This is a genomic window from Nocardia sp. NPDC087230 (assembly GCF_044744725.1).
Lineage (GTDB): Bacteria > Actinomycetota > Actinomycetes > Mycobacteriales > Mycobacteriaceae > Nocardia > Nocardia canadensis.
On record NZ_JBIUYV010000004.1, the window covers coordinates 490,945 to 516,593 of the forward strand.

Below are 25,649 nucleotides of genomic sequence, written 5' to 3' on the forward strand. Positions count from 1 at the left end.
CCGACACCGGCGGGCAGGCTCGGGGTGTGGGCAGCCGTCGCAACCGCCGTCTCCTGGCCGGCGACACGACCTACCGGTGGGCCGTCTCGCATCGGCACGAGCTGACCGGCGAGGCCGGCTGCGGCCGGGTGTGGCCGGGTGTGGTCCGCACCCTGCTCGACCTCGCGTCGGCCGAGGACGGGCTTCGACCGCACCAGGGAACTGGACGGCTGGCCGCTGCTCGACCGGGCGCTTCGGGAGCGGGACCGGGACCGGGAGGACTGGTGTCCGTGACGAACCGACGCGGCCGACCGCTAGTCGGCGGCGGTGGCGAAGGCCGCGGCGGCGGGATAGTGGGCGATGGCTCGGCCCGCGGCGGCTTCCTCGGTGTCGGCGAGGAGTTCGTAGAGGGTCGCGGTCGCGGTGGGCGACGTTGCGGCCGCGGCGAGGATGGCCTCGCGGGATTCGACGGCGTCACGGTGGTCGCCGAGGACGGTTTGCAGGCGTTTGGCGCGCGAGCCGAGGTCGGTCGCGTCGTCGCCGAGGACGGTGCCTGCCGCTTCGCAGGAATAGCGCAAGCGCTTGGCGCCCTTGCGGATATCGTGCAGAAGCTCGACGCGGTCGGCGGGGGCGGCGGTGGGTTCGGCGAGGACCAGTGCGCGCAGGCGCTTGCGGTCGCGACGCAGGACGCCGTCGAAGACCTTGCGCGCGGGCGTGCGGGCCAGGTCGCGGTCCAGCGGGGGATCGGTGCGCCAGGCGGTCAGGGTTTTGCGCAGGCGCCGGTAGCGCTTGCCGTCGAGCGCGCTCAGCACCTCGGCGTGGGCGTCGGTGTAGGCGTCGAGGGAGGCACCGACCAGCGCCTGGGTGACCTCGTCGGGGACCTCGTCGTGCTCGGCGAGCAGGTCGACGAAGCGCTCGGCGCGGACCTCGGCATCGCGGGCCACGCCGAGTAGATCGGCCAGCCACTTCAGCTCGGCCTCGGTGGCCGCCGCCCGCTTCGTGTGGAAGAGCCTGCGATAGGACCGCAGGACGCTGCGCAGGCGGCGGGTGGCCACGCGCATCTGGTGCACCGAGTCCTCGGCGTCGGCACGCACGTCGGGTTCGGCGGCGAGCAGCCGGTCGATGTCGTCCCGCAGTGCCGCGACGACGGCTTTGCCGGCCTTGGGCGCCATGATTCAGCCTCGCTTCCCGAACGCGTCGGTCGCTTCCACCAGATGGTGGGTGATGCCGGGCTCGTGGGCGGTGTGCCCGGCGTCCTCGACGATGTGCAGGGTCGAACCCGGCCAGGCGTTGTGCAGATCCCACGCGCTCACCGCGGGGCACACGATGTCGTGGCGGCCCTGCACGATCACCCCGGGGATGTCGGCGATCCGGTCCATGTCACGCAGCAACTGTCCCTCGTCGAGGAATCCGCCGTGCCGGAAATAGTGGTTTTCGATGCGCGCGAACGCCAGCGCGAAGCGTGCCTCGCCGGTCTCGGCCACCCGATCCGGTTGCGGCAGCAACGAACTCGTCGCGCCCTCCCACGTCGACCAGGCCACGGCGGCGTCGAGCGCCACCTGCGGATCGGGCGAGTGCAGCAGCCGGTGATACGCCTCCACCAGGTCCTCGCCGCGCTCGGCGACCGGCACCGGAGCCAGGAACTTCGCCCACTCGGCCGGGTAGACGTTGCCCGCCGCGCCGTTGTAGTACCAGTCGATCTCCTTGCGCCGCAACAGGAAGATCCCGCGCAGCACCAGCTCGGTGACCCGCTCGGGATGGGCTTGGGCGTAGGCCAGGCCCAGGGTCGATCCCCACGACCCGCCGAACACCTGCCAGCGGTCCACGCCGAGGTGCTCGCGCAGCAACTCCATGTCGGCGATCAGATGCCCGGTGGTGTTGACGCCGAGGTCCGCGCCGTCGGCGAGGTGTGGCACCGACCGGCCGCACCCGCGCTGATCGAAGAGCACGATGCGGTAGACGGCGGGATCGAAGAACCGCCGTTGCAGCGGCCCGGTGCCGCCGCCCGGCCCGCCGTGCACGAACACCACCGGCTTGCCGTCGGGATTGCCACTGACCTCCCAGTACACCGACTGGCCGTCGCCGACGTCGAGCAGGCCGTGCGCGAACGGCTCGATCTCCGGGTAGAGGTCGCGCATCAGAACGCCAGTCCCGCAGCGAGATTCGGCAGATCCAGGGCGGTCATCGCCTCGGTACGCACGTCCGGGCAGGCCTCGGTGGTGACCCGGTCGACGATCGCCTTGTCGGCCAGCACCTGGGCGTTGATCCCGCCGTTGCGCAGCGCCCACTCGTGCACCATCGCGTTGAGCGCGAACCGGCCCAGCGTCGGGCCCTGCACCCGGAAGTTGGACAGCTCGGGCCGGATCATGTCGCACAGCTGCGCGGCCGCGGTGTCGGTGATCGTCACGCTCCCCGGCGTGCCGGAGGTGCTCGGCTTCGCCACGCTGGTCGTCGCGGCGGTCGTGGTGCCGGAACTGCCGGTCGGGGTGGTTTCCCCACTGCCGCAAGCGCTCAGGCTCGCGACGGCGAGCGCGCCCGCGAGCAGCAGCGCGGGACGGGTCTTCCAACGGCGGTGCGGCATCGATACCTCTACTCGTGTCGACTATGTCGGTATCGAGTCTGCCATCCGGTGCCACCGCGCACATCCGGCCGAACCCTGAGTTCGACACGCGGCCCCGCACGCCCCGCTCTCGGCCAGGCACACCGTGAACCCGGCCCCGCGCGCCCCGACCCTGAGGAGGGGCAGGCCGCGCAGCGGCCGTCGCGGCCGTCCCGTCGGTCAGGTGCCGTTGCGTAGGCGACGAAGGAGCAAGCAACGGTGCCCGACCGACGGGACAGGAGGGGCCGCGACCTCGAGCGCGCCAGCGCTCCAGAAACTCAGAAGCTGTGCTCCGGGCCGGGGAAGGTGCCCCGGCGGACCTCGTCGGCGTAGGCGGCCGCGGCCGAGCGCAGCTCGTCACCGACATTGCCGAAGCGCTTGACGAACTTCGCCGTCTTGCCGCTGGTGTAGCCGGCCATGTCCTGCCAGACCAGCACCTGGGCGTCGCAGTCGGCGCCGGCGCCGATGCCGACGGTCGGGATGGTCAGCTTGTGGGTGACCTGGCCCGCCAGCTCGGCCGGGACCATCTCCATGACGACGGAGAACGCGCCCGCCTCCTGCACCGCGATGGCGTCGGCGATGAGCTGCTCGGCACCGTCGCCGCGCCCCTGCACCCGGAACCCGCCGAGGGTGTTCACGCTCTGCGGGGTGAAGCCGATGTGCGCCATCACCGGGATGCCGGCGGCGGTGATCAGCGCGATCTGCTCGGCGACGCGTTCGCCGCCCTCGAGCTTGACCGCGTGCGCGCCGCCCTCCTTCATGAACCGGGTGGCGGTGGCCAGCGCCTGCTGCGGCGAGGACTCGTAGGTGCCGAACGGCAGGTCGGCGACGACCAGCGCGTGCGGCGCGCCACGGACGACGCCGCGCACCAGCGGGATCAGCTCGTTGATGGTGATCGGCACGGTGGTGTCGTAGCCGTACACCACGTTGGCGGCGGAATCGCCGACCAGCAGGACCGGAATGCCCGCTTCCTCGAAGAGGCGCGCGGAGGAATAGTCGTAGGCCGTCAGCATCGACCAGCGCTCACCCTCGGCCTTCATCTGCTGCAGATGCTGGACGCGGGTCTTGCGGCGGGGCTTGGCTTCGGCGGCGGGAGCGGCACCGTAGGCAGGGGTCTGCTCATCGGATACGGACATCATCGTCCCTTTCGTCTGGTTCCTCGAGGCCCGTACCGGGTCCCCGGGTTTTTCTGACGAATCCAGTGTGCCACCTCGGGCCGAGCCGACTTAAGGGCCGGTACCGGTGTGATCGGTCACAGCGGTGGTTCGGCTAGCGTGAAGGAGAGCCCTTTCGCGCGGATCGGGCGCATCGTGTTGTGCGCCGTGCGGCGCGGAAAGGTGGGCCCACAGTGCAGCGTGGCAGGCTCGTCGTGCTCCTCGGCGCTCTCGCGGCGCTGATCGTCTCCGGCTGCACCAGCGCCGAGACCAGCGCGCCGCGCGCGGAGCTGCCGCCACCGCCGCCCGGTCTGGAGAAGTTCTACGACCAGCCACTCGACTGGGGTTCGTGCGAGGGCTTCGGCAGCCCCGAGGACCGGCTGCCGCCCAAGACCGAATGCGCGCGGATCACCGTGCCCGTCGACTACGCGCGCCCGGACGGCCCGACCGCCCAGATCGCGCTGTCGCGGATCCCGGCCACCGGCGACAAGATCGGCTCGCTGCTGCTGAACCCCGGCGGCCCCGGGGTCTCCGGGCTGTCGATGGTCACCGTCGGCAACCGGACCGAGCTGGCCGAGAAGTTCGACCGGGTCGGATTCGATCCGCGCGGCGTCGGGTCCTCGCTGCCCGCGATCGTCTGCCTGACCCCGCAGCAGGCCGACGCCGAACGCGCCGAGCCGCCCACCGACAACACCCCGGCCGGCATCGCCGACGCCGAGGCCGACAATCGCGAGTACGCCGACCGGTGCGCTCAGCGCACCGGCACCGACCTGCTCGCCCATGTCGGCACCCGCGAGGTCGTCCAGGACATGGACGTGCTGCGCGCGGTGCTCGGCGACCCGAAACTGAGCTACCTCGGCTACTCCTACGGCACCCGGCTCGGCTCGGCCTACGCCGAGAAGTACCCGCAGAACGTGCGCGCCCTGGTCCTCGACGGCGCGGTGGACTCCTCCCAGGACCCCGTGCAGGAGTCGCTGCGCCAGGCCGCGGGCTTCCAGGGCGTGTTCAACGCCTACGCCGCCGACTGCGCGAAGAACGCCGACTGCCCGCTCGGCACCGATCCGGCCCAGTCCGTGGCCCGGTTCCGCGCGCTGGTCTCCCCGCTGGAGACCACGCCCGCCGCCACCGCCGACCCGCGCGGGCTCAGCTACGGCGACGCCATCACCGGCGTCCAGCAGGCCCTCTACACCGACGACCTGTGGAACGTGCTCACCCAGGGCCTGACCGAACTGCGCGACGGCCGCGGCGACACCCTGCTGCAACTGGCCGACATGTACGACGGCCGCCGCGAGGACGGCACCTACGCCAACACCCAGGACGCCTTCAACGCCATCCGCTGCGTCGACGATCCGCGCGTCACCGATCCGGCGGTCACCGGCCGCCAGGACACCGAGTACCGCAAGGCCGCGCCGTTCCTCGACGACGGCAAGGGCACCGGCGCCGCCCCGCTGGAACTGTGCGCCGCCTGGCCGGTGCCCAACACCAGCACCCCGCACCGGGTCAGTGCCCCCGGCGCGCCGAAGACGGTCGTGGTCTCGACCACCGACGACCCCGCGACGCCGTACCAGGCCGGTGTCGATCTGGCCGCGCAGCTGGGTGCCGACCTGATCACCTTCCGCGGCAACCGGCACACCGCCGCCCTCGTCGCGGGCGACCGCTGCCTCGACGACGCCGTCATCGACTATCTGGTCGACCTCGCCGCGCCCGGCGCCGGACTCACCTGCTGAGGCGGATCGCGGCTCAGCGCGCCCCGTCACCGCGGGTGAGATGTGCGAACGATGTGACGAGATAGCAAACGCGAGCGCGTATGTAACACGGATTTAACGCCGGGTGCTTACGCTCGCCGGTATGGATCGCCAGAAGGAATTCGTGCTGCGGACGCTCGAAGAGCGGGACATCCGCTTCGTACGTCTCTGGTTCACCGACGTGCTGGGTTACCTGAAGTCCGTCGCCATCGCGCCCGCCGAGCTCGAGGGCGCCTTCGAGGAGGGCATCGGCTTCGACGGCTCGGCCATCGAAGGCTTCGCGCGCGTGTCCGAGGCGGACATGGTCGCGCGGCCCGATCCGTCGACCTTCCAGGTGCTGCCCTGGGCCACCTCCAAGGGCCACCAGCACTCCGCCCGCATGTTCTGCGACATCACCATGCCCGACGGCTCGCCGTCGTGGGCCGACCCGCGCCACGTGCTGCGGCGTCAGCTCAACAAGGCCGCCGACGTGGGCTTCAGCTGCTACGTGCACCCCGAGATCGAGTTCTTCCTGCTGGAGAACGGCCTGAAGAACGGCGCCCCCGTGCCTGCCGACAACGGCGGCTTCTTCGACCAGGCCGTGCACGACTCGGCCCCGAACTTCCGCCGCCACGCCATCGACGCGCTCGAGTCGATGGGCATCTCGGTGGAGTTCAGCCACCACGAGGGCGCCCCCGGCCAGCAGGAGATCGACCTGCGCTACGCCGACGCGCTCTCGATGGCCGACAACGTGATGACCTTCCGCTACCTCATCAAGGAGGTCGCGATCGACGAGGGCGTGCGCGCGACGTTCATGCCCAAGCCGTTCGCCCAGTACCCCGGCTCGGCCATGCACACCCACATGAGCCTGTTCGAGGGCGAGTCCAACGCCTTCGCCGACCCCGACGATCCGGAGAACCTGTCCGCCACGGCGCGCTCGTTCATCGCGGGCATCCTCGAGCACGCCCCCGAGATCAGCGCGATCACCAACCAGTGGGTCAACTCCTACAAGCGCCTGATCCACGGCGGCGAGGCCCCGACGGCCGCCTCCTGGGGCCGGTCCAACCGCTCGGCGCTGGTGCGCGTGCCGATGTACACGCCGAACAAGTCGTCCTCGCGCCGGGTCGAGATCCGCAGTCCTGATTCGGCCTGCAACCCGTACCTGACCTTCGCGGTGCTGCTCGCGGCCGGGCTGCGCGGCATCGAGAAGGGCTACACGCTGCCCCCCGAGGCCGAGGACGACGTGTGGTCGCTGACCGACGCCGAGCGTCGCGCGATGGGCTTCCGCTCGCTGCCGGGCACCCTCGACGAGGCCCTGCAGGTGATGGAGCGCTCGGAGCTGGTCGCCGAGACGCTCGGCGAGCACGTCTTCGACTTCTTCCTGCGTAACAAGCGCCGGGAATGGGCCGCCTACCGCAGCCAGGTGACCCCGTGGGAGCTCGAGGAATACCTCAGTCTGTGACACCGCGCCCGGCCGCGCCGGGCGTGACGCGGTCGATGCGCGGACCATGTACTTTTAGGGCATGGTCCGGCCACCGACTGCCCGCTCCGCTGTCCCCGGCGTCGGCCGGCTCGGCTTGCTCGAGCCCACCGCAGCGGATTCCCTGCACCAGCTCGGCTGGGACAATGTCGACGGCGTACCAGTGCTCTGGGCGCTGTCGCGTTCGCCCGACGCCGATCTGGCCCTGTCCACGCTGATCCGGCTGCGGGAGTCGCTCGGAACCGACTGGGCCGAACTGGATTCGGCCATCCGCTCCGATGCCACGTTGCGCGGCAGACTGTTCGGGCTGCTCGGCTCGTCCACCGCGTTCGGCGATCACCTCGTCGCCACGCCCGCCGCGTGGAAAGTGCTGCGCGCGAACCGGCTTCCCGAACGCGACGAACTGATCGCCGACCTGCTCGACGCGGTCGAGGCGAAACCCGAGAGCGGGCCCAACGCGGGGCCGATGCTGTTCCGGGCCGAGATCGCCGGTCCGGAGGCGATCGCGTTGCTGCGGAGCCGGTATCGCGATCAGCTGATGCTGCTGGCCGCGGTCGACCTGGCCTCCACTGTCGAGAACGAGCCGGTGCCGCCGTATCAGGTGGTCGGCAGGCACCTGTCCGATCTGGCCGACGCCGCGCTCACCGCCGCGCTGTCGGTCGCCGTGGCGCGGGTGTGCAAGAACGGCCCGGTGCCGGTGCGCCTGGCGGTCATCGCGATGGGCAAATGCGGTGCGCGCGAACTGAACTACGTCAGCGATGTCGACGTGGTGTTCGTCGCCGAGCCGGCCGACGCCACCGCGACCAGGCTGGCCGCGGAGATGATGAGCGTCGCCGGTTCGGCGTTCTTCGAGGTCGATGCCGCGCTGCGCCCCGAGGGCAAGGCGGGCGCGCTGGTGCGCACGCTCGACTCCCACCTCGCCTACTACAAGCGCTGGGCCCGCACCTGGGAGTTCCAGGCGCTGCTCAAGAACCGGCCGATGACCGGCGATCTGGAACTCGGGCAGCAGTACCGCGACGCGATCATGCCGATGGTGTGGACCGCCTCCGAGCGCCCCGACTTCGTCGCCGACGTGCAGGCCATGCGTCGCCGGGTGGAGGACCTGGTCCCCGCCGACCTGCGCGAACGCGAACTCAAGCTCGGCGCGGGCAGCCTACGCGATGTCGAATTCGCCGTACAGCTCCTGCAATTGGTGCACGGCCGGGTCGATGATTCGCTGCATGTCACCAACACCGTCGAGGCGCTCACCGCGCTGGCCGCGGGCGGCTACGTCGGGCGCGACGACGCGGCCAACCTCACCGCCTCCTACGAGTTCCTGCGGCTGCTCGAGCACCGGCTGCAGTTGCAGCGGCTCAAGCGCACCCACACCCTGCCCGCCTCCGACGACGAGGAGGGCATGCGCTGGCTCGCGCGCGCGGCCCACATCCGGCCCGACGGCAGGCAGGACGCGGTCGGGGTGCTCGAGACCGACATCCGCCGCAATTCGATGCGGGTGCGCAGGCTGCACGCCAAGCTGTTCTACCGGCCGCTGCTCGAGTCGGTCGCCCGGCTCGACTCCGACGCGCTGCGGCTGAGCCCCGACGCCGCGGTGCGACAGCTCGCCGCACTCGGCTACGGCGCGCCCGCCAACGCGCTCGGCCACCTCAAGGCGCTCACCGGCGGCGTCTCGCGCAAAGGCCGCATCCAGGCGCTACTGCTGCCGACGCTGCTCGAATGGCTCGGCGACACCCCGAATCCCGACGCGGGCCTGCTCGCCTACCGCCGGGTCTCGGAAGGTCTCGACGACCAGATCTGGTTCCTGCGCGAACTGCGCGACGAGGGCGCCATCGCTCAGCGGTTGATGATCGTGCTCGGCTCCTCGGAGTACCTGCCCGACCTGCTGATCAACGCCCCCGAGACCATCCGCATGTACGCCGACGGCCCCGGCGGTCCGCAGCTGCTCGGCCCGCAGCCCGAGGATGTCGCGCGCGGCATCCAGACTGCCGCGGCCCGCTACGACGATCCGTCTCGCGCTGTCGCCGCGGCCAGGTCGCTGCGCAGGCACGAGCTCGCTCGCGTGGCCTCGGCCGACCTGCTGGGCATGCTGGACGTGCCGCAGGTGTGCGCGGCGCTGTCGTCGGTGTGGGTGGCGGTGCTCGAGGCCGCGCTCAGCGCGGTCATCCGGGCGTCGGTGGCCGAGCGGGGCGCGCCGGCGCCCGCCGACCTCGCGGTCATCGGCATGGGCAGGCTCGGCGGCATGGAACTGGGCTACGGGTCCGACGCCGACGTGCTGTTCGTCTGCGACCCCCGCCCCGGCGAGGACGAGACCACGGCGGTGAAGTGGGCGACCGGCGTCGCGGAGAAGGTCCAGCGCCTGCTCGGCGCGCCGAGCACCGACCCGCCGCTGCAGGTCGACGCGGGCCTGCGCCCGGAGGGCCGCAACGGCGCGCTGGTCCGCACGCTGGCCGCCTATCAGGCCTATTACGCCCAGTGGGCCCAGCCGTGGGAGGTGCAGGCGTTGCTGCGTGCGCACCAGGTGGCCGGCGATCAGGATCTGGGCGTGCGGTTCCTGCACGTCATCGACCCGATCCGCTATCCGGCCGGTGGCGTCTCGGCGGAGTCGGTGCGCGAGATCCGCCGGATCAAGGCCCGCGTCGACGCCGAGCGCCTGCCGCGCGGGGCCAATCCGGCCACCCACACGAAGCTGGGGCGCGGCGGTCTGGCCGATATCGAGTGGACCGTGCAGCTGCTGCAGCTGCGGCACGCGCACGAGGTGCCCGCGCTGCACAACACCTCGACGCTGGAGGCGCTCGACGTCATCGAGGCCGAGGGCATCCTGGAACCCGAGGACGTCGCGCTGCTGCGGGAATCGTGGATCACCGCGACGGCGGCCCGCAACGCGCTCGTGCTGGTCAAGGGCAAGCCGACCGATCAGCTCCCCGGTCCGGGCCGACTGCTCTCGGCGGTCGCGCGGGTGGCGGGCTGGCCGACCGACGACGGCAGCGAGTTCCTCGACAACTACATGCGCATCACCCGCCGGGCCAAGGCGGTCGTCGAGCGGGTGTTCGGGGGATAACGCGGACAAGAGAAAGGCCCCGCACCGAGGGTGCGGGGCCTTTCTCGTTCACGCCGGAATCAGATGGCGCGGACGTCCTGAGCCTGGGGGCCCTTCTGGCCCTGGCCGACCTCGAACTCGACCCGCTGGCCCTCTTCGAGGGACTTGAAGCCCGAGCCGCTGATGGCCGAGTAATGCACGAAGACGTCGGGGCCGCCTCCGTCTTGGGCGATGAAGCCGAAGCCCTTTTCGCCGTTGAACCACTTAACAGTGCCTTGAGTCATGTGTTTTACAAGTCTTTTCAGTCGATGAGCCATGGCGATCTCTGTGATCAGCCCAGTCTCAGCAGCCAAGTATGCCATACTCGCCGACAAACTGCGCGCAGGGGGTCTCGGCACCGCGATGTGGGCGGAGTCTGCGCCTCGCGCACGGCGTGTCGCCATGGCCGATCGGCGACGGGTGCGCCGAGGTCACACTGTCGCCCGTGATGTGCCAATCTGGGCGGCATGGGTGAGAGCAACGAGGCGGACTCCGGACACGTCGATCTGGCACTGCGGGTGCTCGACGCGCACGTGGCCTTCGCCAAGGAACAGCTGCTGACGCCCGCGGGCTTCCTCGAACTCGTCACCGAGGAGGTCGACGGCGTCCTGGCCGAGTGCGCCGTGCTGACCCTGGCCGAGGCGGTCACCCGCGAGCAGATCAAGGGCGTCGCGCACAAGTACGCGGTGCAGATCCCGGTCGAGGGCGCGATCCCCGAACTCGTCGGCGAGATCGCCGCCCGGCTGTACAACCATCGCGCCCAGGACGAGATCCCCGTCGGCGACGTGGTGGACAACCGCCGCTTCGACGAACTGGTCTCGGCCGTGGCCGACATGGAGGTCTCGCACCGGCTGGTGCGGCTGGTGCTCAACAGCCCGGTCACCGTCGACGCCTGCGTCGAAGCGGTGCAGCGCGCCGTCGTGACCGCCGTCGACGACGGCAAGCACGCCGAGGGCGGCGGTCTGGCGCAGTCGCTGCGCGGCGCGCTGGCCCGGCTGGCCGAGCCGGCGCTGCCCGCGATCGAGAACGGCGTCGGCCGGATCACCCGCACCGGTGCCCGATTCGTCCTGCGCGGCAATCGCGACGACGCCGACGACATGCTGCTCGACGCCGCCCGCGAGACCTGGCGCAAGCACACCGGCGATTCCATCGGGTCCTTCCGCGAGCTGGTCTCGGCCAACGACGTGGAGGACGCCGTCGTCCTCACCTTCGAGTTCTGGCGCACCTTCCGCGACACCGACTACTTCCACGCCCTGCTCGACGAGGGCATCGATCACGTCTTCGACAAATACGGCGACACCCCGCTGGCCGAACTGCTGGCCGAGCTGGGCATCGGGCGCGCGGACATGATCGAGGAGGCGCTGCGTTTCGGCCCCTCGGTGCTGGCGACACTCGACGAGCGCGGCTATCTGGACGCCGTCGTCCGGCGCAGGCTGGCGCCCTTCTACGCCTCCCCGGCGTTCCGCGCCGCGGTGACCGGAACCTAGGACTCGCGAACCCGCGGACCGTGAGTTCTGTTCGGCCGCTGGTGCGTCGGTGTTTGTCGGTACGATCCGTGCAACGATGGAGCGCTTGCGCTACCGGATCGCGATGAAAGGCTGCCGTGACACGTCTGTCCTCCCTGCTCGACCAGATCGACTCCGGAGCGGTGCTGCTGCCCGAATTCCAGCGCGGTTACGTCTGGAACAGGGACCAGGTGCGCGGACTGATGCGGTCGCTGTATCTCGGGTATCCGGTCGGCGGGCTCCTGGTGTGGGAGACCGGATCCGAGGACATCGCGGTACGCGGCCAGGGCGGCGGCTCGGGATTGCGGCAGCTGCTGCTCGACGGCCAGCAGCGCATCACCACCCTCTACGGCATCCTGCGCGGCACCGCGCCCTCGTTCTTCGAGGGCGACGCCGTCGCGTTCACCGGACTCCATTTCGATGTCGACCGTGAGGTTTTCGAGTTCCAGGTGCCCGGCCGCGAGACCGCGCCGACCTGGATCGATGTCACCGAGCTGTTCGCGCTGGGGCCCGTGCACTACCTGCCCCGGTTCACCGAGGTCCCGCCGGAGACGCTGGCGGTCTACCTCGACCGGCTCAACAAGCTGCGCGAGATCACCCACCGCGAGTTCAATGTCGAGACCATCACCGGCTCGGACCGCACCGTCGACGAGGTCGTCGACATCTTCAACCGCGTCAACTCCGGTGGCACCAAACTGTCCAAGGGTGATCTGGCGCTGGCGACGCTGTGCGCGCAGTGGCCGCAGGCCCGCGGCAACCTGCGCGACCACCTGATCCGCTGGGACAAGGACGGCTACACCTTCACCCTGGACTGGTTGCTGCGCAATGTGATCGCCGTCGGCAACGGCCGCGCCCACTTCGACGCGCTCGGCGATCTGTCGCCCGCGGAGTTCGAACAGGCGCTCAGCGATACCGCCACCCAGGTCGACACCTTCCTCGACACCGTGGCAGGCCGCCTCGGTCTCGACCACGACCGAGTCCTGATGGGGCGCTACGCGATTCCGGTCATCACCCGGCTGCTGTTCCTCAACGGCGGCCGCTTCGACGACGACCTGCACCGCGACCGGGTGCTGTACTGGTACATCCATTCCGCGCTGTGGGGCCGGTTCAGCGGGTCCACCGAGACGTTCCTGCAGCAGGACTACGAGACGCTCGAACGCGGCGGCATCAACGGCCTCATCGGCTCGCTGGAACGGCTGCGCGGCGGCTCACTGGACCTGTGCGCCGACGACTTCGGCGGCGCGACCCGCGGTTCCCGGTTCTATCCGCTGCTGTACCTGCTGACCCGCGTCGACGGTTCCCGCGACCTGGGCACCGGCGACGAACTGGGCATCGAGCAGTTCGGCGAGCGCACCCCGGTGCAGGTGCACTACCTGTTCCCGAAGACCACGCTGCGCGACGCGGGCTACGAACGCAACGAGATCAACGCGATCGCCAACTTCTGCTTCCTCAGCCCCGGCTCGGAAGCCGAACTGGGCGAACGCGAACCGGCCGACTACCTCGCCGAGGTCGAGCGCCGTCATCCCGGTGTGCTGGCCTCGCAGTGGATTCCGACCGACCCCACGCTGTGGCGGGTCGAGAACTACCGCGAATTCCTGCGCGCGCGGCGCAAACTGCTGTCCGCGGCCGCGGATGCCTTCCTCGAGCAGCTGCGCACCGGCACCCTGCACCGGCCGACGCTGCTGTCGGTCGGCGTGGCCGGGGTGAGCCTCGGTGACCCGGCGGTGGACCTGGTGAACGCGCTGGTCGACGACCTGGTCGCCGACGGCTTCGGGTTCCCGCTGCTCGACAGCGAGGTCTCCGATCCGGTGACCGGCCGCGAACTCGCTGTCGCCGAAGCGTTCTGGCCCGAGGGCCTGCAGCCCGGCGTCGGCATGCCGGTGGTGCTGGTGCTCGAGCCCGCCAACGCCGACCTCACCCGCCTGGCCCAGCTCGGCTACGCCGTGTTCACCTCGGTGGACGCGCTGCGCGGCTATGTCGACAACCTGCGCGTCGAGGTCTCGGGCGACACCGGCCTCTACGGCCCCGCCGCCGACGTGGCCGCGCTGGCCGATCGCCTGCCCGCCACCTGGGTCGGCAACTCCGAGCAGGTCTGGTTCCGCTTCGCCTGGAACCAGCTCGAGCGGGACCGCGCCGAGGGCCCCGACGCGGCGCTCGAGCCCGAACAGGTCGCCCTGCGCTACATCGCGCTGTGGGCGCTGACCCGCACCTTCTACATCCACGCCTTCGACCAGGGCAATCCGGGGGAGTGGCGGTACTACCTGGGCGACGCGATCGGCCCGAACCCGTTGGTCCCGCGCGACTGGCTGGCCCGCCGCGCTGTCGCCTCCGGCGCGCTGGCCCCCGGCGCCACCCCCGGCGACGAGGACATCGCGATCGCCATGGTGCACGGCGTCCTCGAGGTGGTCGAGGATGTCGCCACCGCCCTGTCCCACCTCCTCGGCGGCCCCGGCCTCTTCGCCTCCCTCTGGGCCTCGGCGGGCGCCGCCGAGCACTACGGCTACCCCCTGTCCACCGACCAGATCAACGACCTCATCAACCAGGTCGTCAACGATCCGGCCTCGCGAAAGATCCAGGCCTACAACTGGATCGAGGCGGGCCTGCCGCTCTGACCGTGCCGATGGCCTGTCTCAGCTGTGCCGTGCGGTGTGCGCGGCGGCGACGAAGCGTTCGCACGCCTGCTTCGACTTGTCGCCCGCGGCTTCCTCGACGCCGCTGTTGACGTCGACCCCGAACGGTTTCACCGCGCTGATCGCCGCGTCGACATTGTCCGCGGTGAGTCCGCCCGCGAGCACGACCGGGCAGCCGAGTGCGGCCAACTCGGTCACGATGCGCGCGCTGATGGTCCAGTCGTGGGTGCGGCCGGTGCCGCCCAGCCGGTCGGCGGTGCGGGAATCCAGCAGGACCGCATCACAGTCGGCGGCAGCGGCTTTCGCCTCCAGGATCGCGTCCGCCCCGGCGACGTGGACGGCGCGCAGGATGGTCCGGCCCCGCGCCTCGGCCCTGACCTGCCGCAGTGTCTGCGCCGAGACCAGCCCGTGCACCTGGATCGTGTCGACGCCGAGGTGATCGGCGAGCTCGATGATCGCCGCGGCATGGTCGAGGTGGGTCACCAGGACGGTGTTGACGAACGGCGGGACCAGCGCGGCCAATCGCCGTGCCGTCGCGGCGTCGAGCCCGTCTTCGCTGACGTGGGTGATGCCCGAGATGAGGCCGACCGCGTCCGCGCCCGCCTCGATCGCGATCCGCAGGTCGGCTTCCGAGCGGATTCCGCAGATCTTGGCGCGCACGGTCATGGACCGAAGACTATCGGGCCGCGAGCACGTCAGCCCCGCGCGCCGGTGGCGTGCTGGAACGTCGTGACGAAATCGCGCAGGGCGGTGCGGTCCTCGGTGTCGGGTGGGCGGTGACCGCGGGCGGCTTCGATGGTGATCGGGGTGCCCGCGCGGATGGGGAGCTCGGTCCAGCAGACCGGCAGGACCGGGAGCTGGACGGTCCGGTCGGCGACGGTGAGGGTCAATGCCGAGGTGTAGCGGCCCGCGACGGTCATCAGCGCGTCGACGGCGTCCTCGGTGAGCGGGCCCGCGGCGGGGAATTCCTCGATGTACACGCGCCACCTCCTTCTGCGGCGCCAGTGTAGGCCGACGCGGGCACCTCAGAGAACCTTTAGCGGCACCATAAGGGCGCGCCAAGGACGTCGGCTTAGGCTCGGCCCCATGATGCGGAAATGGTTGGACCGGGCATTGCTGGTCCTGGGGTGGGGCGCACTGATCGCGGCGACGGCGGGGATCGTGTTGCATCTGGGCAGCTGGCGGCAGCAGTCGCTGGTGCTGCTGGCGTCGGGGGCGATGTGGCTGATGCTGGGCGCGGTGATCGGGGTGGTCCTGGTCCTCCTCGCGCGCGGATGGCGCAGCGCGATCGCCGGGGGCGTGGTGCTGGCAGGCGCGGCGTGGCTGGTCGTTCCGGCCTACATTCCGGCGGCCGGTGCCGCCGAGGGGCCGCAGCTGCGGGTACTGCAGTCGAATCTGCTGTTCGGCCAGGCGGATCCGGCCGCGGTGGTCGCCGCGGTGCGCGACAACGACGTCGACGTGCTCACCGCCGACGAACTGACCGTCGACTCGATCACGCGGCTGCGAGCGGCGGGCCTGGAGGACCGGCTGCCCTACTTCTATCTGGAACCCGCGCAATCCGGCGGCGGCGGTACCGGCATCTACAGTCGATACCCGTTGCGCCAGACCGTGAAGTACGACGGCTTCATCATGAGCAACATCTCCGCGACGATGGAACATCCACAGCGCGGCCCGATCTCGGTGTACGCCTTCCATCCGATCCCGCCGAACATCGATTTCGCCGCGTGGACCGCCGAGCTGCGCCGGGTCGACGAGATCCTGGCCACGGCGCCCACACCCGCGATCGTCGGCGCGGATTTCAATGCGACGCAGAACCACGCGGCGTACCGCGCGCTGCTGGACGGTCCGTTCGCGGCCGCGGCGGAACAGACGGGCGACGGCGTCCTGCTGACCTTTCCCGCGGATCGCCGGTGGGGGCCGGTGATCGGCATCGATCACATCCTCGTCGCCGGTGGCGTGGCCGAACAGGTACGCACGCTGACGATTCCGGGCTCCGACCATCGCGCGGTGCTCGCCACGGTCAGAATGCGGGATTGACGGCGTCGATTACCATGTGAGCGCTCGACATCGGACCGCTCGGCGTCCATGTCATTCCCCGGGGAGGAATCAGCGGATGATCAAACATCGGTTCGCCATGGCCATGGCGGCACTGGTGAGCGTCGGCCTGCTCGCCACCGGTTGCGCGGCGACGACCGTCGCCGGCGACCAGGCGATGCCCACGATGGACAACCCGTGGGAGGTGGCGGGCGCGACGTCGAACACCGGGCCCAGCGGCACCCGCCCGGGTGTGCCCGACACCGACAAGAAGGCCGACAACGGCGACAACGGCAAGATCGACAAGCTCGCGCTCAACGCCATCGCCGATATCGAAGAGTATTGGCAGACCGAGTATTCCAAGACCTTCCGGGGCAACTTCAAGCCCGCCTCGAAGTACATCTCGTGGTCGGCGAAGGCGCCGGAATCGGAGTCGGTGCAGTTCTGCAAGAGCAGCACCTACAAGCTGGTCAACGCCGCGTACTGCCCGCTCGACCACACCATCGGCTGGGACCGCTCGGTCCTGCTGCCGCTGCTGGTCGACAAGTACAAGGAGATGTCGGTGGTGATGGTGCTGGCCCACGAGTACGGCCACGCCATCCAGTCCCAGGCCGATCTGCTGCGCGGCTTCCTCACCGACGCGCTGGTGAAGGAGCAGCAGGCCGACTGCCTGGCCGGCGTCTTCCTGCGCCACGTCGCCGAGGGCAAGTCCAAGCACTTCACCCTCAACACCACCGATGGCCTCAACGGCGTGCTCGGCGCGACCGTCGCCGTGCGCGACCGTGACCCCAACGACCCTGACGCCGTGCACGGTTCGGCCTTCGAGCGCGTCACCGCGGTGCAGAAGGGTTATACCGAGGGCGCCGGGTCCTGCAAGGGGATCGACAAGGACGAGATCAGCAAGCGCCGCGGCGGTCTGCCGGTCACCTTCGAGGACGGCGAGCGCGATCAGCAGCTGCCGGTGAACAAGGAGAACCTGAGCTCGCTGGCGACCCAGCTGGGCAAGTCGATGCCGGTGAAGAACGTGCCGACGTTCGACTACGCGGGCGTCACCCGCAACTGCGCCTCGACGACCACCACCGAGCCGGTGTCCTACTGCCCGGGCAGCAACACCATCGGCACCGACCTGCCCGCCATGGCCAAGCGCGCGGGGGAGGGGTCCACCGGCAAGGAGGAACCGCTCTCGGCGGTCGTCACCGGCGACTACAACGCCGCGGTGGTCTTCGTGTCCCGCTACGCCCTGGCGGTGCAGCAGGACCGCAAGCTGTCACTGACCGGCGCCGAATCGGCGGGCCTGCGCACCGCGTGCCTGTCCGGCGCGCTGACCACGAAACTCAGTGAGCCGAGCAGTGATCCGCGCCTGTCGGCCGGCGACCTGGACGAGGCCGTGTCGGGCCTGCTCGCCGACGGCCTCGCGGCCGCCGACGTCAACGGCAAGGTGGTGCCGAGCGGGTATCAGCGCCTCGAGGCGTTCCGCACCGGCGTGCTCGACGGCGAACAGGCCTGCCTGACCCGGTTCGAGTAGTCAGCGCGCCGCGGGCAGTGACCGCAGGGAGCTGAGGGTGTTCGCCACCGCGCGGGCGGCCTCGGCTCCCTTCGTCACGAAATGGTTGGTGTAGTAGTCGACGTGCTCGCTGTGCTCGTGGAAGTGGTGCGGGGTGAGCACCACCGAGAACACCGGGACGTCGTTGTCGAGCTGGACGCGCATCAAGCCGTCGATCACCGCGGTGGCGACGAAGTCGTGGCGGTAGATGCCGCCGTCGACGACCAGCGCGGCGGCCACGATCGCCTCGTAGCGGCCGGTACGGGCCAGACGCTGCGCGTGCAGCGGGATCTCGAAGGCGCCGGGGACGTCGAACACCTCGACGGCGGCCGGGTCGAGCCCTAGACCGGCGTATTCGGCGACGAAGCCCTCGTGGGCCTTGGTGACGATGGAGCTGTGCCAGCTGGCGCGGATGAAGGCGACGGCGCCGGTAGACGTGGTTCCCATGGGCGGAGTCTACTAGGCTCTAAGCTACTCATCGGTAACATGTTGGGAAAGCCAGTCGACGACGTCGCCGATCACCTGGTCGCGCTCGGGCTCGTTGAACACCTCGTGGAACAGCCCGGGATAGCGCAGCACCGTCACATCGGACGAACCCGCGTCGCTCTCGAGCAGGTCCGCACTCGACGGCGCGGCGACGGTGTCGGCCGTGCCGTGCAGCACCAGCAGCGGCGCGGTGAGCGCGTCGAGACGCTGCTTCACCAGCGCGGTGTGCTGCAGGATCTCCACCGCCGTGCGGGCGGGCAGCTTGCCGCGGAACACCAGCGGGTCCGCGTCGTAGGCGCGCACGACCTCGGGATCGCGGCTGATCGTCGACGAATCCAGGGTCAGCACACCGAGATTCGGCGCCAGCCGGGTGAGCAGGGGAGCGGCCAGGCGCTGCACCGGATTGCCCAGCGGGATGTCCAGCGGCGGCGCGGAGACCACGATCCCGGCCACGTCGACCGGTCCACGGGTGGCCAGGTGCAGCACCACCAGACTGCCCATCGAATGGCCGAGCAGGAATCGGGGCACGTCGGGATGGGCCTTGCCCGCCAGGTCGAGCAGGGTCGCCACATTGTCGGCGGCGGCGTGCATCGAACCGATATTGGCCGCCGCGCCCTCGGACAGGCCGTGTCCGATGTGATCGAGCGCGTACACCGCGAAACCTTGCGCGGCCAGCGCGTCGCCCACGTACTCGTAGCGCCCCGAGTGCTCGGCGACGCCGTGCACCAGCACCACCACCGCGCGCGGTGTGGTGTCGGGTTGCCAAGCGCGCCAGGCGATCCGGCCGCCGTTGCCGGCGAATTCGCCCGTGTCCGTCGTCATCGCTGCGCTGCTCCTTCGTCGCCGGGCGCCACCGCGAGCCGCTCGATCAGGCGCCGATTGAACTCGATCAGTCGAGCGTAGTTGAGCCGGGAGATCCGCTCGTCGGTTCCGTGGATCCGTGCCAGATCGGCCGCGGTCAGCACGATCGGCGCGAAGTTGCAGCGGGTGGCGGCCAGACCGTCGTAGTGGCGGGAGTCGGTGGCGCCGGGGACCAGCCCGGTGGTCGTCACGATGCCGGGGACCAACTCGGCGGCGAGTTCGGCGATCAATGCGTAGGCGGGGCCGGGACCGGCGACCCGCGACGGCTCCGACGCGGGCCCGACGAGCTCGATCGCCACACCGAGGTCGCGGATCACCCGGCGGCAGTGCGCGAGCACCGTCGACACCGAATCGCCGGGCAGGATGCGGAAATTCACCAGTGCCTCCGCGCTCTGCGGCAGCACATTGGCCTTCACCCCGCCCCGGATCACCGTCGGCGCCGTCGTCGTGCGGACCAGCGCCTCGGTGGTGGGGCCCGCCGCCAGGATCCGGGTGAGCAGTGGTCCGGTCAGCGTGGCCAGCCCGCGCCGGTCGGTGAGTTCGAGCAGCTTGCGGCGCGGTTCGGGCAGCGCCACCCGCATCCGGGCGAGCATGTCGGTGATCACCGGGGTCAGCCGCAGCGGCATCGGATGGTCCTGTACCCGGGCCACGGCACGCGCCAGGCGCCCGACCGCGGTCTGCTTGCCCGGCATCGAGGAGTGGCCGCCGGTCTCGCTGACCGACAACCGCACCGTCGCGTAGCCCTTCTCACCCAGCATGATGCTCGCGACCGGCCGGTCGACCCCGTCGGCGACCCCGTCGGTGATCACCCCGCCCTCGTCGAGCAGCAGCTCGGCCCGCACGTTCTCGGCGCGCAGGTGCTCGGCCATCCGGACCGCGCCACCGTCGCCGAAGACCTCCTCGTCGTGGCCGAAGGCCAGGTAGATCGTGTGCCGCGGGCGGACCCCGGCCGTCAGCGCCTGCTCGACGGCCTCGAGCACGGCGAGGACCCGGCTCTTGTCGTCGATCGCGCCCCGGCCCCAGATGAACTCCGCGTCGACGACGCCGGCGAACGGGGGATGGGTCCAGCGCTGCGGATCGTCGACCGGGACGACGTCCTGGTGGGCCAGCAGGATCGCCGCCACCGGTCCCGGCTCGGCGCCGTCCCAGCGGTAGAGCCTGCTGCGGCCGAAGGTGGTCAGGGTCAGCTCGGCGTGCACGCGCGGGAACGACGCCTCGAGGTGGTCGGCCAGGCGGGCGAACTCCGCGTCGGCGGTCTGGGTCGGGTCCTCGGTGGACACCGTCACGCAGCGCAGCGCCGCGGCCAGTCGCTCGGCGATCTCCTCGTCGACTCCGTCGGTGACGGGGGATCCGGTCGGTTTCTCGGTCATCGGGCGCACCCTCGCCATTGTTGCCCGTGCCCGGCGGGTTCGCCGTCAAAGACGTCCGAAACGCCGTGTTCGAGGTCGGGGCGTCATGCGGTCCGACAGCCCGGCGAGGGGCCATCTAAGCTGACACCATGGCAGGAGGCAAGGGCGGCAAGCCGTCGAAGGAAGCCAAGGCCGCGGCTAAAGCGGCCCGTAAGCAGGCATCACGCGAACGGCGTCAGCAGTTGTGGCAGGCGTTCAACATGCAGCGCAAGGAAGACAAGGCGCTGCTGCCGCTGATGGTCGGCGCACTCGTCGGCACCACGGTGGTCTTCTTCCTCATCGGTCTGATCTTCGACATGCAGTGGTTCCTGCTGCCGCTGGGTCTGCTGCTCGGTGTGCTGTTCGCGTTCATCATCTTCGGACGTCGCGTGCAGAAGAACGTCTACCGCAAGGCCGAGGGCCAGGCGGGCGCGGCGGCGTGGGTGCTGGAGAACCTGCAGGGCAAGTGGCGGGTCGCCAACGGCGTCGCGGCCACCACCCAGCTCGACGCGGTGCATCGCGTCATCGGCCTGCCGGGCGTGATCTTCGTGGCCGAGGGTTCCCCGCAGCGGGTGAAGTCGCTCATCGCCCAGGAGAAGAAGCGCACCGCCCGCCTCATCGGTGACACCCCCATCTACGAGGTCGTCGTCGGCAACGACGAGGGCCAGACCCCGCTCAAGGATCTGCAGAAGTTCCTCACCAAGCTGCCGCGCAACATCGACGTCAAGCGGATCGACCAGATCGAGGGCAGGCTGACCGCGCTGAGCTCGCGCAGCGGACCCGCGATGCCGAAGGGCCCGATGCCCCCCGGCGCGAAGATGAAGGGCATGCAGCGCGCGATCCGTCGCCGCTGACCCGCCTACCGACCGAGCCCGGCACCTGATCGCAGGTGCCGGGCTCGTGTCGTGTCAGGAGTTCGGCGGCCGTCCGGTCAGCAGCCACAGGATCCGGTCGTAGGCCAGCAGGTGGTAGCCGACCAGCACCGCTGTCGAGATCAGCGCGAGCCGGGGCAGCCCGGCGCCCCAGAGTGCCGCGGCGCCGCCGAAGAGCACGGCGAACTCGACGAGCAGCCGCACCGGGCCCGGGACCGGCACCGGCGCGCCACCGCCGCGACTCGGATCATCGGCGAGGGCGAAGGTGCCCCACAGCAGCGCGGCCGCGATGGGCAGCACCACGACGAGCAGATATCGCCAGGGGGAGTCGAATGCCCGCCAGCCGAAGACCCCGAACGAGGTGATGGCGATCAGTTCGAGCAGGAAACGCACGGCCAGCAGGGCCGGATTCAGTGACACGGCCACAGCGTAAGGCCGTGGCGGGCCTGCTGCGGGTCAGCGCGCGTTGACCAGGGCCGTGCCGGTCGCACGGTCGTGCATGCCGCGCCCGTCGGCATCGGTGAACAGCGCCGGGATGACGAACACCAGCAGCACCTGCCGGGCCAGCGCCCGCACGAACCCGACCGCCACCGGGGCGTCGATCCGCAGCACCCGCAGCTTCAGGAAGTACTGGCCGGGGGTGAACCCGAACAGCGTCACCGCGGCGACGCCGATCACGAACCACACCAGCAGCGGCACCGACGACGAGGCGAAACTGCGGGTGATCACGGCGGCGATGCCGACCGCGATGAACCAGTCGACGAACAGCGCGACCACCCGGCGCCAGGTCGGCGCCAGCGAGCCCGCGCCCTCGCGCGGCAGCCCGTAGAGCTCGCCGGGGTAGCCGGATGTTTCCGGGTCGCCCGGTTCCGCCGGATTGCCGGAGAGCCATGTGCCGGTGATACGCGCCATGGCTTCCAGGATAGTGGCCGGCTATCGCCCGCTCACGACCGCATTAGTGGAGGTCACGTCACCGCGCGGTCGGACGGATGGCAGGATTACGATGCAGGTCGCGCCCGGATGGCAGACATCACCCCGCCTCCGGCACGCGTAACACTGGCGAAACACAGCCTTGACTGTAGGGAAACACCGCGTCCTTAGCGTCAGGTCGCGACGAACCCATGCATCGTGACTGGCTGGGAACCGATCCGTAAGGAGAACAAGTGACGTTCAGCACGGCCGAAGAGGTCATCCAGTACATCAAGGAAGAGGACATCGAATACGTCGATATCCGCTTCTCCGACCTGCCCGGCGTCCAGCAGCACTTCTCGATCCCGGCCAAGGCGTTCACCGCCGACCTGGCCGAAGAGGGTCTGGCGTTCGACGGCTCCTCGGTGCGTGGCTTCCAGTCGATCGACGAGTCGGACATGCTCCTGCTGCCCGACTTCAGCACCGCTCGGATCGACCCGTTCCGTGCCGCGAAGACCCTGAACCTGAACTTCTTCGTGCACGACCCGTTCACCCGTGAGGCATACTCCCGCGACCCGCGCAACATCGCGCGCAAGGCGGAGGAGTACCTGCGTTCGACCGGTATCGCCGACACCGCGTACTTCGGTGCCGAGGCCGAGTTCTACATCTTCGACGGCATCCGCTACGGCTCGGGCATGAACGGCTCGTTCTACGAGATCGAGTCGGTCTCGGGCTCGTGGAACACCGGCAAGGAGTTCAACCCGGACGGCAGCCGCAACCTGGGCTACAAGGTCCGCAACAAGGGTGGCTACTTCCCCGTCGCCCCGTACGACCACTACGTCGACCTGCGCGACAAGATCTCGACCAACCTGCAGAACGCGGGCTTCGAGCTCGAGCGCGGCCACCACGAGGTCGGCACCGCCGGTCAGGCCGAGATCAACTACAAGTTCGGCACCCTGCTGGGCGCTGCGGACGACCTGCAGCTGTTCAAGTACATCGTGAAGAACACCGCGTGGCAGGAAGGCAAGTCTGTCACCTTCATGCCGAAGCCCCTCTTCGGTGACAACGGCTCGGGCATGCACGTGCACCAGTCGCTGTGGAAGGACGGCAAGCCGCTGTTCCACGACGAGGCCGGCTACGGTGGCCTCTCGGATCTGGCGCGTCACTACATCGGCGGCATCCTGCACCACGCCCCGTCGCTGCTGGCGTTCACCAACCCGACCGTGAACTCCTACCACCGTCTGGTGCCGGGCTACGAGGCCCCCATCAACCTGGTGTACTCGCAGCGCAACCGCTCCGCCGCGGTCCGCATCCCGGTCACCGGCAACAACCCGAAGGCCAAGCGCATCGAGTTCCGCGCGCCGGACTCCTCGGGCAACCCGTACCTGGCCTTCGCCGCCATGATGATGGCCGGCCTGGACGGCATCAAGAACAAGATCGAGCCGCTGGCTCCGGTCGACAAGGACCTCTACGAGCTGCCGCCCGAGGAGGCCAAGAACATCCCGCAGGCCCCGACCAGCCTCGCGACGGTCATCGACCGCCTCGAGCAGGATCACGACTACCTCACCGAAGGCAACGTCTTCACCGAGGACCTGATCGAGACCTGGATCCAGCTCAAGCGCGACAACGAAATCGCGCCGGTCAACCTGCGTCCGCACCCGTACGAGTTCGAGCTCTACTACGACGTGTAAGCCTGAACTGCGGGAACGGGCCTGATCGGCCCGTTCCGTCCGCAGTGGGTACGCAGTAAACGGTGTCGAGTCCACCCGCTCCGTGATCACCCATGATCACGCGGCGGGTGGACTCGTCTGTACCGGGCGCCCGTGTGTCGAGCTGTGTCTGCGTGGCCGCGAGCCTGCACGACCGCGATGGTCGCGCTGCCCGCACTCGGCGGCGAGGTCAGGCCGTGCTTACCGCGCTACGCGCCACCGAGCGACATGGACGTCACTGTGCGCGTCGAGCAACCGTCCGGCGCGGTCTGTCCCGCCAGACGTTCATCGATCCACCGCAGGACCGCGGGAGTCGCGCTGATCGCCAGACTGACGTGCTCGCTCAACAGGTCTCGCGTGTAGGTGATCGGCGCCCCCGCCGCGCACCACTGCGCCACCGCCTTGTCGGGTCCGGCGATGGTGACGATCTCGTCGTGCACGGCACTGTAAAGGAACAGCGGCGCCGTCGAGGCCACGGCGCTGAAGTCCAGCGCGTCCAACGACGGTCGTATCTCCTCGAGCAGGCGTGTGAACGGGATCGTCAGGTAGTCGTCCATGCGCACGAACGCGTGCTGAGCGACGTTGGCCGTCACGCATTTGCTGTCACCCGCTGCCAGCAGAGCGCGTCCGGCAGGCGTCAGATACTTGTCGAAAGCCGCCGCCAGACGCGGGTCGGCGCGCAGCATGCCCGGCAGGAGCGACGGCAGGAAACCGGAGAACGGACCGGCGTCGAGCGTTCCCAGGTAGCTGCCGATGGGCGCTGTCCAACCACCCATGGCGACTCCGACCAGTTGTATTTCCGGAGCGTAGGTCGGCTGCACGTGCGCGGCCCAGCTGGTGCCGATCGACCCGCCGGAGTAGCCCATCGCGGCCACCGGGGTCTCGGTGCCGGGCAGGCCGAGCGGCGCGAAGCCCTGGGCGGCACGCACTCCGTCGAGCGCGGCGTAACCCGGCTGTCTCGAGGTGAACAGCGTCCCCTTCGGCCCCTCCCAGTCGGGGATGGAAATCGCATGACCGGACGACAGCATCTGGTCGATCTGGATGAGGTCCAGCGAGGAGTCGTACTTGTCGGGCGCTCCCTGCCGGAGCACGAACGAGGGCGCGCACTGCGGGGCCGAGGCATCGGTGGCGGGCTGATAGGAGATCAAGCCTTTGACCTGTCCGGTCCGTGGCCGCAGCACCGTCGTCACGGTCGCCATGGGTCGGCCGTCGGTATCGGTCGACCGGTACAGCAACTGCCAGGCATCGGCGTCTTGTGCCTGGGGTTGCAGCGAGGCCACCTCGACGGGGCGCGAATGCAGGACGGTGCCTGGCGCCGCCGAGTCCCAGCCCGACGGCGGCGTGTAGAACGGATCGTTCTGCGGAGTTGTCAGCGGGTCCGCATGACCGATCGCTATCGAAGTGCCGGTCAAGCACAACACTGCTGAAACTGCGATCACCGCCGAGCGCAGGTGACGGCGTTGGACTGCCGAACCCCATGCACCACCGGGCGAAACGACACTGCCTGTCATTCGATCTTCCCTCCCGGGGGACCACAGCCCGCGAATCCCCCTGAAGGCAGTCAGGCTATCTCCCGAGATCGGGCTGGTAACCCGAATGACGAAGATCGCGTCGGGTTCGACGACCGTCGCGAAGCGCGGGAGAGCAGGCCGGCGGCAATACGCTGCGGCTGTGGAGTTTTCGGAGGTGCTTCGGGCCGCCGA

The 25,649-nt window shown here is 69.9% G+C and carries 22 protein-coding genes; 9 read left to right on the forward strand and 13 right to left on the reverse strand.

All coding sequences use genetic code 11. The annotated features are described in order from the left end of the window. Positions 1-293 precede the first annotated feature (293 nt). The 4 genes from ACIO52_RS18005 to panB form a co-directional block, all read right to left on the reverse strand. Positions 294-1,151 carry a CHAD domain-containing protein gene (locus tag ACIO52_RS18005; RefSeq protein WP_218721866.1) on the reverse strand — a complete coding sequence of 286 codons (858 nt, stop codon included), beginning with the start codon at positions 1,149-1,151 and terminating at the stop codon, positions 294-296. A 3-nt stretch (positions 1,152-1,154) separates the two neighbouring features. Next, positions 1,155-2,117: a prolyl aminopeptidase gene (pip, locus tag ACIO52_RS18010; RefSeq protein WP_316574007.1), complete on the reverse strand. Its 963-nt coding sequence runs from the start codon at positions 2,115-2,117 to the stop codon at positions 1,155-1,157. Further along, positions 2,117-2,560, reverse strand: coding sequence for a hypothetical protein (locus ACIO52_RS18015; protein ID WP_218721863.1), 444 nt, complete (start codon positions 2,558-2,560; stop codon positions 2,117-2,119). The genes pip and ACIO52_RS18015 overlap by 1 nt, the downstream gene beginning before the upstream one ends. 296 nt (positions 2,561-2,856) lie before the next feature. Next, the gene (panB, locus tag ACIO52_RS18020) at positions 2,857-3,714 is read right to left on the reverse strand and encodes a 3-methyl-2-oxobutanoate hydroxymethyltransferase (protein WP_402645068.1); all 858 of its coding nucleotides are present in this window, start codon (positions 3,712-3,714) and stop codon (positions 2,857-2,859) included. Positions 3,715-3,926: 212 nt separating this feature from the next. On the opposite strand from panB, the gene ACIO52_RS18025 reads away from it, so the two are divergent. The 3 genes from ACIO52_RS18025 (at position 3,927) to ACIO52_RS18035 (ending at position 9,991) form a co-directional block, all read left to right on the forward strand. Further along, positions 3,927-5,459, forward strand: a complete 1,533-nt coding sequence (locus tag ACIO52_RS18025) for an alpha/beta hydrolase (protein WP_402645070.1) — start codon at positions 3,927-3,929, stop codon at positions 5,457-5,459. A 121-nt stretch (positions 5,460-5,580) separates the two neighbouring features. Continuing rightward, on the forward strand, positions 5,581-6,918 hold the full coding sequence (glnA, locus tag ACIO52_RS18030) for a type I glutamate--ammonia ligase (RefSeq protein WP_218721857.1): 1,338 nt from the start codon (positions 5,581-5,583) through the stop codon (positions 6,916-6,918). Between the two features lie 61 nt (positions 6,919-6,979). Next, on the forward strand, positions 6,980-9,991 hold the full coding sequence (locus tag ACIO52_RS18035; RefSeq protein ID WP_316574008.1) for a bifunctional [glutamine synthetase] adenylyltransferase/[glutamine synthetase]-adenylyl-L-tyrosine phosphorylase: 3,012 nt from the start codon (positions 6,980-6,982) through the stop codon (positions 9,989-9,991). Between the two features lie 59 nt (positions 9,992-10,050). Here the strand turns inward: ACIO52_RS18035 and ACIO52_RS18040 are convergent, their stop codons facing one another. Then, on the reverse strand, positions 10,051-10,254 hold the full coding sequence (locus tag ACIO52_RS18040; RefSeq protein WP_218721900.1) for a cold-shock protein: 204 nt from the start codon (positions 10,252-10,254) through the stop codon (positions 10,051-10,053). 222 nt (positions 10,255-10,476) lie between these two features. On the opposite strand from ACIO52_RS18040, the gene ACIO52_RS18045 reads away from it, so the two are divergent. Next, positions 10,477-11,496 (forward strand): hypothetical protein, encoded by a 1,020-nt coding sequence (locus ACIO52_RS18045; protein ID WP_316574009.1) that lies wholly within the window; start codon positions 10,477-10,479, stop codon positions 11,494-11,496. Between the two features lie 116 nt (positions 11,497-11,612). Beyond that, positions 11,613-14,126 carry a DUF262 domain-containing protein gene (locus tag ACIO52_RS18050; protein WP_316574010.1) on the forward strand — a complete coding sequence of 838 codons (2,514 nt, stop codon included), beginning with the start codon at positions 11,613-11,615 and terminating at the stop codon, positions 14,124-14,126. A gap of 18 nt (positions 14,127-14,144) precedes the next feature. Here ACIO52_RS18050 and ACIO52_RS18055 read toward each other — a convergent pair whose 3' ends face one another. Together ACIO52_RS18055 and ACIO52_RS18060 are read right to left on the reverse strand one after the other, a co-directional pair. After that, complete coding sequence (locus ACIO52_RS18055; RefSeq protein WP_402645075.1) at positions 14,145-14,810, reverse strand: phosphoribosylanthranilate isomerase; 666 nt, start codon at positions 14,808-14,810, stop codon at positions 14,145-14,147. Between the two features lie 29 nt (positions 14,811-14,839). Further along, the gene (locus ACIO52_RS18060; protein ID WP_218721849.1) at positions 14,840-15,124 is read right to left on the reverse strand and encodes a hypothetical protein; all 285 of its coding nucleotides are present in this window, start codon (positions 15,122-15,124) and stop codon (positions 14,840-14,842) included. A 106-nt stretch (positions 15,125-15,230) separates the two neighbouring features. Here ACIO52_RS18060 and ACIO52_RS18065 point away from each other — a divergent pair, with 106 nt between their 5' ends. Together ACIO52_RS18065 and ACIO52_RS18070 are read left to right on the forward strand one after the other, a co-directional pair. After that, entirely contained in the window at positions 15,231-16,181 is a 951-nt protein-coding gene (locus ACIO52_RS18065; RefSeq protein WP_218721848.1) for an endonuclease/exonuclease/phosphatase family protein, read from the forward strand. A gap of 76 nt (positions 16,182-16,257) precedes the next feature. Then, positions 16,258-17,703: a metallopeptidase gene (locus tag ACIO52_RS18070; protein WP_402645079.1), complete on the forward strand. Its 1,446-nt coding sequence runs from the start codon at positions 16,258-16,260 to the stop codon at positions 17,701-17,703. Here ACIO52_RS18070 and ACIO52_RS18075 read toward each other — a convergent pair whose 3' ends face one another. Genes ACIO52_RS18075 through ACIO52_RS18085 form a run of 3 tightly spaced genes read right to left on the reverse strand, consistent with a single transcriptional unit; the run spans position 17,704 to position 20,438 of the window. Beyond that, complete coding sequence (locus ACIO52_RS18075) at positions 17,704-18,168, reverse strand: 6,7-dimethyl-8-ribityllumazine synthase (RefSeq protein WP_218721845.1); 465 nt, start codon at positions 18,166-18,168, stop codon at positions 17,704-17,706. A gap of 24 nt (positions 18,169-18,192) precedes the next feature. Continuing rightward, positions 18,193-19,029 carry an alpha/beta hydrolase gene (locus tag ACIO52_RS18080; protein WP_316574012.1) on the reverse strand — a complete coding sequence of 279 codons (837 nt, stop codon included), beginning with the start codon at positions 19,027-19,029 and terminating at the stop codon, positions 18,193-18,195. Further along, positions 19,026-20,438 carry a M20/M25/M40 family metallo-hydrolase gene (locus tag ACIO52_RS18085; protein ID WP_402645082.1) on the reverse strand — a complete coding sequence of 471 codons (1,413 nt, stop codon included), beginning with the start codon at positions 20,436-20,438 and terminating at the stop codon, positions 19,026-19,028. Before ACIO52_RS18085 ends, ACIO52_RS18080 begins: the two co-directional genes overlap by 4 nt. Before the next feature lie 128 nt (positions 20,439-20,566). On the opposite strand from ACIO52_RS18085, the gene ACIO52_RS18090 reads away from it, so the two are divergent. Next, positions 20,567-21,310 (forward strand): DUF4191 domain-containing protein, encoded by a 744-nt coding sequence (locus ACIO52_RS18090; RefSeq protein ID WP_402645085.1) that lies wholly within the window; start codon positions 20,567-20,569, stop codon positions 21,308-21,310. A gap of 54 nt (positions 21,311-21,364) precedes the next feature. Here ACIO52_RS18090 and ACIO52_RS18095 read toward each other — a convergent pair whose 3' ends face one another. Next, positions 21,365-21,748, reverse strand: a complete 384-nt coding sequence (locus ACIO52_RS18095) for a YrdB family protein (RefSeq protein ID WP_402645088.1) — start codon at positions 21,746-21,748, stop codon at positions 21,365-21,367. Positions 21,749-21,784: 36 nt separating this feature from the next. Beyond that, a complete protein-coding gene (locus ACIO52_RS18100; protein WP_218721835.1) occupies positions 21,785-22,240 on the reverse strand; it encodes an RDD family protein in 456 nt (151 codons plus the stop codon). Positions 22,241-22,491: 251 nt separating this feature from the next. On the opposite strand from ACIO52_RS18100, the gene glnA (ACIO52_RS18105) reads away from it, so the two are divergent. Further along, a complete protein-coding gene (gene glnA / locus ACIO52_RS18105; RefSeq protein WP_218721833.1) occupies positions 22,492-23,928 on the forward strand; it encodes a type I glutamate--ammonia ligase in 1,437 nt (478 codons plus the stop codon). Between the two features lie 227 nt (positions 23,929-24,155). On the opposite strand, the gene ACIO52_RS18110 is transcribed toward glnA (ACIO52_RS18105), so the two are convergent. Next, the gene (locus ACIO52_RS18110) at positions 24,156-25,367 is read right to left on the reverse strand and encodes a lipase family protein (RefSeq protein ID WP_402645092.1); all 1,212 of its coding nucleotides are present in this window, start codon (positions 25,365-25,367) and stop codon (positions 24,156-24,158) included. Positions 25,368-25,649 lie beyond the last annotated feature (282 nt).